The sequence below is a fragment of the Actinotignum timonense genome, assembly GCF_002860685.3.
GTDB lineage: Bacteria > Actinomycetota > Actinomycetes > Actinomycetales > Actinomycetaceae > Actinotignum > Actinotignum timonense.
Genome location: NZ_CP136960.1, coordinates 1265100 through 1276914, shown reverse-complemented (window position 1 = coordinate 1276914; position 11815 = coordinate 1265100). Strand labels below are relative to the sequence as shown.

The following is an 11815-nucleotide window of genomic DNA, read 5'->3' as shown; positions in this document are numbered from 1 at the left end:
TCGCGGCCGCGCCGTACGCGCGTCTTCCCTATTTCACCGCATCTGCGCCCAAAGGTCACGTTCCCACGCGGGGCGCCCGGTCAGTGAGATGTACGACGACGCAGCTCCCGCGCCATGCCCCGCCGCCCCATGCACGTGAGCGGGCAGGAGCACTCGGCCCCTACCCGCCCATGATACGCGCTACCGCCCGAAGCTACAGCCCTGAGCGCGAGCGCGAGCGCGAGAATCGCATTAACCGTTGGTTACGACATCCGCATTTTTACGCGATTCGAGCACGTTATCCACCAAGCCATAATCCTTGGCCTGCTGGGCGGTGAGGATCTTATCGCGCTGGATATCCGCCCGCACCTCATCGGGAGACTTCCCGCTGTGGTGGGCCAGGGTATTGACAAGCCATTCCGTCATGCGGTCGAGCTCGTCGGCCACGATGGAAATATCCGTGGCCTGGCCTTGCATGCCCTCCATCGCCGGCTGGTGGATAAGCACCCGGGCATTGGGGAGCGCCAGGCGCCGCCCCGGGGAGCCGGCCGCCAGCAGCACCGCCGCCGCGGAAGCCGCCTGGCCCAGGCACACGGTCTGGATTTGCGGCTTAATGTACTGCATCGTGTCGTAGATAGCGGTGAGCGCGGTAAAAGAACCACCCGGGGAGTTAATGTACATGGTCACCGGGGAGTTCGGGTCCATCGATTCGAGGACGAGCAGCTGCGCCATCACATCGTCGGCCGAAGCGTCATCCACCTGCACTCCGAGGAAAATAATGCGATCCTCGAAAAGCTTGGTGTAGGGGTTGGAGCGCTTGTACCCGTAGGGGGTGCGTTCTTCGAAATCGGGAAGCACGTAGCGGTTGGAGGGCATCGGGCCCGCGCTACCGTGGCCGAAACCGGCGCTCGGTAGGTTCCCAGCGCCCGGAACGTTGCCAGCACCGTAGGCGGCCATCATAGCGGGCAGGTTACCCGCGGCTCGGAAATTCATCGTCATGAGAGCTCCTCCCCCGCGTGGCTGGCGTCGAGTGCGCCGTCGTTATTATCGCTATTCGGCTTCTTGAGCATGACCTGCGAGTTGGAAATAATGTGGTCCACGAAGCCGTATTCCAGTGCTTCCTGGGCGGTGAACCAGTGGTCGCGTTCGGAATCTTCCAGGATCTGTTCCAGCGACTTACCGGTGTGCTTGGCGTTGAGCCCGGCCAGTTCTTCCTTCATCTGCAAAATGAGGTTGGCGTTGATGCGAATATCAGCGGCCACCCCGCCGGCGCCGCCCGAAGGCTGATGCATGAGGACGCGGGTATGCGGGGTGATATAACGCTTGCCCTTCGTGCCAGCTGAGAGCAGGAATTGGCCCATCGAGGCTGCCATGCCCATCGCCACCGTCACAACATCCGGCTGAACATACTGCATGGTGTCAAAAATGGCCATACCCGCGGTGACCGAGCCACCCGGAGAATTAATGTACAGGTAAATATCGCTCTCCGGATCCTCCGCGGCAAGGAGCATCATCTGGGCGCAAATCTGATTCGCATTATCATCGCGAACTTCCGAGCCGAGCCAAATGATTCTTTCCTTGAGGAGGCGCTGGTAAACAGCATCGCCGAATGCTGAAGGCTGGTTATTATCCCGGCCTTCCATGCGAGGTGATGTGGTCACGGTTTTCCTTCCTCGGAACCTCCACGCGGAGATTCCATACTCGTATGCGACTTTAACGCCCGCGGGCCGCCGTGATCATCCTGGCTCGAGACTTTTTCGCTGATGGCGCATGGTTGGCGCCGTCACTGTGACACGGGGCGACGGCGCCCACGGTACCACGGAGCACGACGGCGCCATCACGCCATGCGCCAGCATGGCGGCGCAGCGTTACGGTGCCACGCGCCAGTGCCCCGTCACGGGGCCACCACGGCGCCGCAACCGAGAAAAAGAGCGGGAGGGCGGCGAGCTGATACTCGCTGCCCTCCCGCTGGAAGGTGGCTAGCTACTAGCCGCTGGTAGTGAGCCGCTAACGATTGACGGCCGGACGGTCAGCGCCCGCCCCGTTCCAGTCACCGGCGAGGAACACATCACCGGCGCGGCCGAAGCCGAAGCTGGCCACCGCGACGCCCTCGCCCACGTTCTCACGCAGGTGCCAGACGTTACCGCGGACCACGCCGATGCCGTCCACACCGTCCCCGTTCCAGTCACCGGCAAGGAATACATCGCCGGGCCGGCCGTAGGAGGAGGTGGACTTCGCCTGGGTGTCCGCGAAGGACGCCTGGGCGAAAACGGTGTTACCGCGGCGCACCGCAAGTTCATCGCGCCCGTTGCCATCCCAGTCACCGGCCACCATCTGGTCGCCGTGGCGCCCGAAGGAAACCATGGCGGTGTGGTTGCCACCGGCTAGGTCATCGCGCACGTACACCGTGTTGCCGCGGCGCACCCCGATGGTGTCCTTGCCGTCCCCGTTCCAGTCGCCGATAACGATCTCGTCATCCGCGCGGCCGAAGGAGAATTGCAGCTGGGCATTGCCGGTGGCGGCATTGGTGAGCAGGAAGGTGTTGCCGCGGCGCACCCCGGGGGTGTCCACGCCGTCGCCGTCCCAATCGCCCACGAAGATAGTTTCGCCAGCGCGACCGTAGCTGGTCACGCGGTCGGCGTTGCCGCCGGCCAGAGCGGTGGAGCTGAAGAGCAGGTTGCCCTGCGGCGCCGCCGCCTTGCTCGGTTCTTCACTCGGCTTATCTCCCGGTTCGGTCCCCGGCGCGCTCGGTTCCGTACCCGGCGTGCTCGGCTCCGTGCCTGGCGCGGTAGGCTCCGTGCTCGGCGCCGTCGGCTCCACGCTCGGCTCCACACCCGGCTCTTCACCGCCGGGCTGCTCGCCACCCGGGGTTTCCCCGGCGCGCGCGGTCAGCCACTTGCTGGAGTCCAGCGGTTCGCCCACGAGGCGGACTTCACCGATGCAGCCCTGGAAGCCGGATTCACGCACGCCGGCGTAGGAGCCCGCCCCGAGGACCCACGGCAGGCCCTGGGTGCCCACGCCCACGGTGCCCGGCGAATTACGCAGCACCGGTACCCCATCCACGTACATGGTGGTCATCTTGGTCTCCGGATCATTGACCACCGCGAGGTGGAGCCACTGATCGCGCGAAACAATCTCACCGGACCAAGCCGAAGATTCGGCCGGGGTGGGCTTCTGGGAATCCACGAAGGAGAACTGGATTTCCGCCAGGTTCGACATCGCCCACGCGAAGGGCGGTTCCTCACCCTCGGTGTTGTTGTAGCCAGCGATATTCTGACGCTGGCCATCGCGGGAAAGCCAGGCCATCCAGGCATTGTTCTTGTTATCGAACTTCGGGGAGATCTTGATGAAGGTCTCGAAGGTGAAACCGTTCTCGAAGGTCTCGTTATTGACGGCGGCATCGGCGGCGGTCACGAAGTTATTCCACCGTGCGTTATCACGCCCGCCATTGGCGAAGCACACCGCACCGGCATTGGCCGAGAGCGGGTGGTGGTCACGGGTCCATACGACGTCGCCCTCTTCGGCTCCCTTGGAACCGGGCTGGTCCAGCGGGGCCCGGGTGAAGTTATCCCCACCCACGGCATCCACGATGGCCTCACCCACGGCAACCGGGGTGCCTTCGGCCTTATCCACCGGCATCTTCCAGTGGGCCACGGTGCTCTCCACCTTGGGGTAGTCCTCCGCGCCGCTCGGGGCGGTGGGGGTCACCTGGGTCGGTGCATCGTAGCTGGCAAGCCACTCGCGCAGCTGCGGCGTCGTCAAAGAAGCCTTCGTATCAGCGATCACAAGGTTCGGGAAACGTTCGGCGAAGTTGAAGTCAAGCTCGAAAGTTTGACCCGCACCGTTAAGAATCGCCTGGTCGTCGGGAACAAGGGTGTCCTTGGCCTTCGTCATCACCCAGGGCGAGAAGGAGGTCTGGTAGATCTTATTGCCCGGCAGGTCGAATTCCACCATGCCCATGTAGCCGTTTCCGCCCATGTAGGCCATCTGGTAATCCATGAGGACCTGGTAGACGGGGTGGCCGGCGTCGTTCGTGCGCGTCCAGGTGGTCGCGCCGTGATGGTGGCCGTTGAAGGTAAGGAACACCTGATCGTGGTTGCGGATGAGCTTATTCCACACCTTTTCACCGAACTCGGTGGCCAGCGGGGTCACGCCGTCGCCCTCCACGTTAATCAGCTGATGCGAATTAACAATCGTGGGGGTGGTGGGATGCGCATCGAGCACATCGGATGCCCATTGCAGCGCGTCATCCTGGGCCTGCCAGGACAGGTTCATGACCAGGAAATCTTGGCCGTTCACCTTGAGGATGTGGTATTCGTGTGCTCCGGAAGGATCGCGTTCCACGAAGGTGGAGTTCTTGGCAGCGCGCTCGGCGCCGAACCATTCCTTGTAGGTGCCGTAGCCAACCGGATCGGTATCCGAGGCATCGGCCCCGACGTCGTGATTACCGGCAAGAATCGAGTAGGGATGCCCCGCGTCCTCGAGAATCTTCATGGCTTTATCGGCGATTTCCCACTGCTGGGGGTGGTTGTACTGATCCACGATATCGCCCAGGTGCATGGACATCTTAATGCCGTATTTCTCAGCGTTCTGCGCAATCCAGGAGGTCTGGGCGGAGAAGGGTTCGCTGCCGTACATGGCGCCGAATTGGTTACCGGTTTCTTCCGTGGCGTAGCGCGAGTAGAACTGGGTGTCCGGGATAACGCCGAGCGCGAAGTTCGAAAGCGGGGTCTTTTCTTCCGCCTCACCGGTGCCGCCATCACCGGTGCCGTCCTGCGGGGTGCCCGCCAGCGGGTTACCTTCCGCGTCGAGGTACACGGTGAACTGCCCGGAGAGCAGCTCGCGGCGCTCCACCTTTTCCACCTCGTAGTTATTATCGAGGATCGGGAAGAGCGAGATGGGGGTCATGACCATTTCGGCGGCCGGCTTCACCCCGGAATCGAGGGCCGGGCCGGTGTAGGGGTTGATCTTAATATCGAGGTGCCCGTAGTGCTTTCCACCCGAGATGAGCTTCTTCACGCCCGCCTCGTTGGTCTTCCACATTTCCGGTTCGTTAGCCTGCGCCATCCACACGGAGTGAGAGTTGAAACGCAGCGGTTCGTAGGCACCGTTCTCCCCCGTCTTGACCATCTTTTCGCCGCGCAGGCCGTCGGAGGCTACCCCGACGTCCCAGTGATACACGCCCACGCCATCGCCGGCTTCGTCCACGTAGGAGGCCTGGAACATTTCGTCATGGCCGGAGAAAACGGAGGCCACATTGTACTTTTCGAAAAGCGGCTGGAGGTGGCGCATGGGCACACCCGGCTGCTGATCGGGGAACTTGTGACCCATCGGGGTGCCGTGCACGCCGTTGGAGTAGGCCACGTGGTGGTACTGCACGATAATGATCTGGCCCTTGGCGCGGGCATCAGCCAGCTGCTTTTCGAGCCAGCGGTACTGATCCGAGCCGGGCATAAAGCTGGGCTGATCCACCGAATCGGGAGCCGCATCCGGGCCCCACCAGCCGGCCGCCACGGACTTGGGGAAGTCCCGCGCGTATTCCTCGTACGGGAAAACGCCCTGGGTGTCGGTTCCGAGCTGAGCGGCGGTAATGCCTTCGTCATTACCTTCGATCTTGGTTTCTTCCGGCATTGTCTTCGGAGTCTGATCGGTGCCGTTGGTCGAATCGAGGCTGATGATCGTCACCGGGCCCATATCGGTGCGGTGGTAGGCATCGCGCGCATTCGCGTTATCCGAACCGTTGGTATCAAATACCTGGTTGTAGGCGGCGCGGGCCCGCGCTACCGCGGTGCGATCATCCGGGCTGCCGTAGCCGTACACTTCGTGGTTGCCCAGCGAGGTGATCACCGGGATGGAATCAAGGAGCTGGCCCTTATCACCGGCGAAGTAGCGGAACCATTCGTCCCAGTGGCTTTGGGAGGAAGCGCGCTCGGCAATATCGCCGGGCAGCAGCACCAGGTCCGGCTTAGCGGCGGCAATGGCGGCGTTATTGATTTCCTGCGCCTTATCCTCGGTGAGCATGTAATTGACGGCGTACTTCCCGTTGCGGGTAGAGCCGCCAAACTTCTCATCCCAGGCCGAGCCCTTGCCCGGGCGCTCTTCGGAGCCTTCGGCCAGGTTGAGGGTCTGTTCCCATTCGCGGTAGGTCACGCGCCCGATGGGATCGGTTTCGGTATCGGAGAAGGCAATGATGTGGAGCGGATCGGTGATCCCGGCCTTCCCATCGGGGAGGGTACGGAGCGTGGCGGAATGCGCGTAGCCGTCCACCGTGACCGTGTAGGTGTAGGTGGAGCTGGGCTGGAGCTCTTCCACGCGCTGGCTGTACTTGTAGGGATGATCGGCGCGAATCCAGGCGCCCTGCGGTACGGACAGCGCCTTCCCGCGGCTGAGGGTGCCTTGCTTGAGTTCGTAATCCTGGTAATCATTGACCGGGTTCTGCACGCCGGCCACGGTGTAGGTGCGCCCTTCGGCGGGCAGGCCCGGACCGCTGATGGTGAGAACAGCATTATGGCCCAGTTCCGTAAACCAGTTAATCGTCATCTCGTGGGCACCGGGGCGCTGCAGGTAGGGCAGCACCCGGAAACCGGGACGCGGATCCATGGGTTGAGTCACCCCGTCCACGACGACGGGATTCTCATTCGTAGAGGCGAGAGCCGGAGAATCGACTCCCGGGAGTACTGGCTCGGCCGCGGCTGGCACCGTGAATGCCACCCCGACCGGCACTAGCGTAGCGGCAGCTAGAGCCGCTACTGCTCGACGCACGTGTCGCATGAATATCCTTCGCTTTGAGCTAGTCGGGGCGCGGATTGGCCCGACTCGGAAACACGCGTTTCCAATGCTCAAACTATTGAATTCGCCTTAATGAGCCGTAAACGGGCTCTTAATTTAAGGAGCTTCACGTGAATATCACATTGCGGCGGGGCAACGGGGCCGACGGTGCGACGGCGCAATGGCGCCACGGCGGGAAGGGCACGGTGCGGACGGTGCGGCGCCCCGTGGGCGCCGTGGTGGTACGACGACGGCGCAGCTGCGCTGCGCGCATACGCGTGTGGGGTGGGAGGCTGAGCCTCCCACCCCACACGCCCACCACGCAAGCGGGCAGTTAGTGTACTTCCCGAATTAGCCGAGGAGCTCCTCGAGCTTCTTCACGAGGGTCTTGCGGGCCTTACCGGCCTTCTCAGCTTCGAGCACGCGGGCCACTTCAGCGGCATCCGCACCCTGGGCGTATTCCACGACCTCGTCCACTTTCTTGGCGGCCGGATCAAAAGCATCCGCATCCGCGGCCGGCGCATCCGCGCCGGAGTCCGCTGCGGGAGCTTCCTCCGCGGCAGCGGCAGCTTCGGCTGCCGGGGCCGCGGCGGCGTCGTCGCCCTGCACCGGAGCGGAATCAGCCGCGCCGTCCTCATCAACCGGGCCATCCCACACCGGGCGGGACGGGGCGGCGGAGAAGTCCGGGGTCAGTTCGCCTTCCGGCTTTTCGCCGACGACCTTGATAACATCCACCTCGTTGCCGTTGGTGTCCACAACCTTGGCCAGGCGCAGCGCGGAGATGAGCGCCTTGCCACGGCGCAGCTCGCCGCTGAAGGCACCGAGCTGACCGGTCTGCGCGGCCGCGGAGATGAACTGGTTGGGATCCATGCCGTAGGACTGGGCCTGCTGGACCAGGAAGTTGAAGAGTTCATCCTGGGTGGTCTCCACACCGAACTTCTTGACCAGTTCGTCCAGGATGATCTGATCGCGCAGCGAATCGCGGATTTCCCCGCGGATTTCCTTGGCGTGGTCATCGTCGGTGGCGCGGTTTTCGGATTCGAGGTGGCGTTCCACTTCGGCATCGATCACGCGCTTGGGCAGCTGGACCTTGACATCCTCACGGAGCTTATCGAGGAGGAGGTTGCGAGCGGCCATGACCTGGACCTGGGCGGCATCCGTGGCGGCCTTCTCCGCCAGGTCCGCGCGCAGTTCCTCAATAGTGTCAAATTCGGAGGCGAGCTGGGCGAAATCATCATCCGCTTCCGGAAGCTCGGATTCCTGCACTTTCTCCACCACGACGGTCACATCGGCCTGCTCCCCGGCGTGCTCCCCGCCCACGAGGGTGGAGGTGAAGCTGAGCTCATCACCAGCGGAAGCGCCATTAACGGCCTCATCGAGGCCATCGAGCATATTGTCATCACCGATGCGGTAGGACACGCCCTCCACCGAATCAACTTCTTCGCCATCGATGCTGGCGGAGAGGTTAATGGTGACGTAATCGCGGCTGGCGGCGGCGCGTTCCACCGTCTTGAGGGTGGCGAAGCGTTCGCGCAGCTGCTCGAGGCGCTCATCCACGGCATCCGCATCCGCATTGGTTGCTTCCACTTCGAAGCTGTACTGCGCCGGATCCGGAATCACAATCGCCGGGCGCACATCCACCGTAACGGTAAAGGCGAGCGGCTCGGTGGAGTTCTTCTCCATCGCCACGCCGGTCACGTCCACCGCGGGGCGGCCCATGGGCACGAGGTCGTGTTCTTCCAGAACGTCCTGGTAGTAGCCGTCCAGGGAGTCGTTAATCGCCTGCTCCACAATCGCGGCGCGGCCAATCTGCGCTTCCAGAACGCGCGCGGGCACGTGCCCCCGGCGGAAGCCAGGGATCTGCACCTGGTTGCCGATGGTCTTCGCGGCCTTGTCAATTTCCGGCTTGAATTCCTCGAAAGGAACCTCAACGGTCAGCTTCACCTGGGTGGGATCGAGCTGTTCGTAGGAGCTTTCCAACTTTTTCTCCAGTCTAAAAATGGGGGTGATAACCCTTGCCGATAGGACGAATCCGTCCCCTTACTGCGCCGCGCCGGGCGCGGGCATACCCGCTAATTCTACGGCACGCACCCCGGGTGATGGGAGTTCTAGCGCAAAACTACCTGCCATATGTGAACGCACTCTCACCCGCGCAGCATTCAGGCCTCCGCCGCTAAGAGCGTCCAGAAACATGCCGACGACGCAGCTGCCCGGCACCTCGAAGCGAGGCGCCGGGCAGCTGAGATCACTGGCCTACCGGTGCGGCAGGCACGGCGGGGTAAATCCGCGCGGCGTGATCACGCGCGGGGCGATCGTGCTTAGAAGGCGGGAATAACTTCGCCATTGGGCCAGGTATCGCGAATGTACTTGGCAACTTCGGGGCTGTGCAGCGCGGCATCCAGCTTCTTCACGCCCTCGAGCTTCTCGCCGGTGGCCTTGGAGTTCCAGGCGAGGATATTGCCGTAGGGGTTATCGGTCGGGTCTTCGGTGTAGATAGCATCCTTGGAGGGAACCAGGCCGTTTTGCAGGGCGAAGTTACCGTTGATAATCGCAATATCCACATCCGGGAGGATCTTCGGAACCGAGGGGGCATCAGCTTCGCGGAAGGTGAGGTTCTTCGGGTTATCCACCACATCGTAAATGGTGGGGGAAGCAACCTGCGGGTTGAGCTTGATGAGGTTGTTCTTCTGGAGCAGGTCGAGGGCGCGAGCCTGGTTGGACGGATCGTTGGTCACGCCCACCACGGCATTGTCCTTGAGCTCGCTGAGCTGCTTAATCTTCTTGGAGTAGATGCCGTAGGGCTCGATGTGGATGCCCGCGCCGTGGTCTAGCGTGTAGTTCTTTTCCTTGATTTCGTTCTCAAGGTAGGGCAGGTGCTGGAAGTAATTCGCGTCAATTTCCCCGGCGTTGAGCGCCACATTGGGCTGCACGTAATCGTTGTACTCGCGGATATCCAGAGTGAAACCGGCATCCTTGGCGAGGTTGTCATTGACGAATTCCAGGATCTGCTTATGCGGGGCCGGCGAGGCGCCGACAACGAGGCGCACCGCGCCGTCGTCGTTCTTCGCGGGAGCGGAGGAGGACGAATCCGAGCTACCGCAGCCGCTCAACGCGAGCGCGCTCACCGCAGCTACCAGGGCAATTTTCGAAAGCTTCTTCATGGTTGTATATTCCTCTATTTTTCACAATGTTGGTGGTGATGACGGATCGCTGTACACCGTTATGCTGACAGCGCTGGTCCGGGTGCTTCCCGGTGGTGCGTGACCCGGCCGGCGGTTCCTTAGCGGTGATCCACCAGCCGGCTGAGCATGTCACCCAGCGCCTGGATGACCATGACGAGGAGCACCAGTACGATCACCACGATCGTGAGCACATCCGGGCGGTTATTGTAGTACCCGGCGTTTTGGGCCATGGCGCCCAGGCCGCCGCCGCCCACGGCGCCCGCCATCGCCGAGTAGCCGACGAGGGTGACCGCGAGGATCGTGACGGATTGGACGAGGGCCGGCAGCGCTTCGCGCATGAGCACCCCGAACATAATGCGGGTGCGGGAGGCTCCCATCATGAGGACGGCTTCCACTTTGCCGCGCTCAACGCCCATGAGATTGGATTCCACCAGGCGCGCGAAGTAGAAAGCCGCGGAGATCGTGAGCGGAACGGTGAAGCCTTGCCAGGCGCTGCCCGTTCCGGCGATGGCACGCGAAAAGCCGATAAGGATAAAGACGAAGATAATGAAGGGGATGGCGCGGCCCACATTGACAATAAAACCGAGGGTTTTATTGAGGAGAGGCGAGGGAAGCAGTCCCCCGCGGCCGGTCGCCACCAGGATCATCCCGAGGATAAGGCCAAGCGCCGAGGCAATCACGGTGGAGATCCCCACCATGGCCAACGTTTCGAAAGTGGCACGGGCCAGGCCGTCCTTGATTTCCGGGGCGTCGAACCAGGTGCCGCGCTCGAGCGGGAGGGCGGCCGCGGCGGATCTAACCGGTGCGGAGAGGGTCGGGCTGAAGAGTCCCGCGGCGGATACCGCCGGCGAGAATGCGCTAAGAATGGTCATGCTGCCCGCACCTCCGCGGTGATTCCGGCCTCGTTCATCGCGGTGAGAACGGTATCCACCTGCGCGTCATCGACCACGAGGGCCAGGCGCGCGATCTGGATCGCACCGATAGATTCAAAAACGCCCGCGCCAATATCGCAGCCGAGCCGCGCGGCCAGGCTGAGCGCCTGGGAGCCTGCAGTTTCGCCGGGGCGGGCAGTAAAGGCAATATCAATAACGGAGCCGGAAACATTGGTTGTTTCAATATCCGGGGCGGGCACCAGGCGGCGCGCCAGGGGCGAACTCACGTCCGCGAGCACGCTTTCGATGGTGCCGCCGGCGGTAATCCGGCCCGATTCGAGGAGGGTGACCGAATCGCAGATCCGGCGCACCACGTCCATTTCGTGGGTAATAATAACGACGGTCACCCCGTAGGCATCGCGCACTTCGCGCAGCAGTTCGAGGATTTGCAAGGTGGTATCCGCGTCCAGCGCGGAGGTGGGCTCATCGCAGAGCAGCACCGAAGGTGTGGTGGCCAGGGCGCGCGCAATGGCTACGCGCTGGCGCTGCCCGCCCGAAAGCTGGGATGGATACGAATCGCCCCGATCAGCAAGGCCGACGACGCCCAGCAGCTCACGCACCCGTTCGGCGATCTTCGCGGATTTTTCCCCGGCGATCTGGAGGGGGTAGGCGATATTTTCCGCGGCGGTACGTGCCTCCAGCAGGTTGCCGCCCTGGAAGACCATCCCGATGGTGCGCCGGGCCGCCCGTAATTTCGAGGCCGGCAGCGCGTTGAGATCTTCGCCGTTAATACGAATGGCGCCGCTGGTGGGTTTTTCCAGGGCGGTGAGGCAGCGAATGAGGGTGGATTTACCGGCCCCTGATTCGCCGACGATGCCGTGGATTTCCCCGGTGGGGATGGTGAGCGAAATGCCGCGCAGCGCCGCCACGGATTCTGCTCCGCGGCGCGGGTAGATCTTCTCCACCTCGGCTAGTTCGATCATCTCGTATCCCCTGACGTTTCCCTTAGTGCAC

The 11815-nt window shown here is 62.9% G+C and carries 8 protein-coding genes; 1 reads left to right on the top strand and 7 read right to left on the bottom strand.

What is annotated here, in order from left to right:
• Positions 1-231: 231 nt before the first annotated feature.
• The 3 genes from CYJ17_RS05255 to CYJ17_RS05245 form a co-directional block, all read right to left on the bottom strand.
• Positions 232-855 carry an ATP-dependent Clp protease proteolytic subunit gene (locus tag CYJ17_RS05255; RefSeq protein WP_087071212.1) on the bottom strand — a complete coding sequence of 208 codons (624 nt, stop codon included), beginning with the start codon at positions 853-855 and terminating at the stop codon, positions 232-234.
• A 119-nt stretch (positions 856-974) separates the two neighbouring features.
• A complete protein-coding gene (locus tag CYJ17_RS05250; protein WP_087071029.1) occupies positions 975-1622 on the bottom strand; it encodes a ClpP family protease in 648 nt (215 codons plus the stop codon).
• A 364-nt stretch (positions 1623-1986) separates the two neighbouring features.
• Complete coding sequence (locus CYJ17_RS05245; protein WP_087071030.1) at positions 1987-6750, bottom strand: metallophosphoesterase; 4764 nt, start codon at positions 6748-6750, stop codon at positions 1987-1989.
• 128 nt (positions 6751-6878) lie between these two features.
• Between CYJ17_RS05245 and CYJ17_RS05240 the strand changes: the two genes are divergently transcribed.
• Entirely contained in the window at positions 6879-7085 is a 207-nt protein-coding gene (locus CYJ17_RS05240; RefSeq protein WP_143231893.1) for a hypothetical protein, read from the top strand.
• Positions 7086-7098: 13 nt separating this feature from the next.
• Here the strand turns inward: CYJ17_RS05240 and tig are convergent, their stop codons facing one another.
• The 4 genes from tig to CYJ17_RS05220 form a co-directional block, all read right to left on the bottom strand.
• Positions 7099-8727 carry a trigger factor gene (gene tig / locus CYJ17_RS05235; RefSeq protein ID WP_087071031.1) on the bottom strand — a complete coding sequence of 543 codons (1629 nt, stop codon included), beginning with the start codon at positions 8725-8727 and terminating at the stop codon, positions 7099-7101.
• A gap of 338 nt (positions 8728-9065) precedes the next feature.
• A complete protein-coding gene (locus CYJ17_RS05230; protein ID WP_087071032.1) occupies positions 9066-9908 on the bottom strand; it encodes a MetQ/NlpA family ABC transporter substrate-binding protein in 843 nt (280 codons plus the stop codon).
• Between the two features lie 119 nt (positions 9909-10027).
• Positions 10028-10801 carry a methionine ABC transporter permease gene (locus CYJ17_RS05225; RefSeq protein WP_087071033.1) on the bottom strand — a complete coding sequence of 258 codons (774 nt, stop codon included), beginning with the start codon at positions 10799-10801 and terminating at the stop codon, positions 10028-10030.
• Entirely contained in the window at positions 10798-11784 is a 987-nt protein-coding gene (locus tag CYJ17_RS05220; RefSeq protein ID WP_087071034.1) for a methionine ABC transporter ATP-binding protein, read from the bottom strand. Before CYJ17_RS05220 ends, CYJ17_RS05225 begins: the two co-directional genes overlap by 4 nt.
• Between the last annotated feature and the right edge of the window lie 31 nt (positions 11785-11815).

Excerpts from the sequence above, each read along its gene's own strand:
- CYJ17_RS05220 (WP_087071034.1), bottom strand. The coding sequence starts at position 11,784 with ATGATCGAACTAGCCGAGGTGGAGAAGATCTACCCGCGCCGCGGAGCA.
- CYJ17_RS05255 (WP_087071212.1), bottom strand. The coding sequence starts at position 855 with ATGCCCTCCAACCGCTACGTGCTTCCCGATTTCGAAGAACGCACCCCC.
- CYJ17_RS05225 (WP_087071033.1), bottom strand. The coding sequence starts at position 10,801 with ATGACCATTCTTAGCGCATTCTCGCCGGCGGTATCCGCCGCGGGACTC.
- CYJ17_RS05245 (WP_087071030.1), bottom strand. The coding sequence starts at position 6,750 with ATGCGACACGTGCGTCGAGCAGTAGCGGCTCTAGCTGCCGCTACGCTA.
- CYJ17_RS05230 (WP_087071032.1), bottom strand. The coding sequence starts at position 9,908 with ATGAAGAAGCTTTCGAAAATTGCCCTGGTAGCTGCGGTGAGCGCGCTC.
- CYJ17_RS05250 (WP_087071029.1), bottom strand. The coding sequence starts at position 1,622 with ATGGAAGGCCGGGATAATAACCAGCCTTCAGCATTCGGCGATGCTGTT.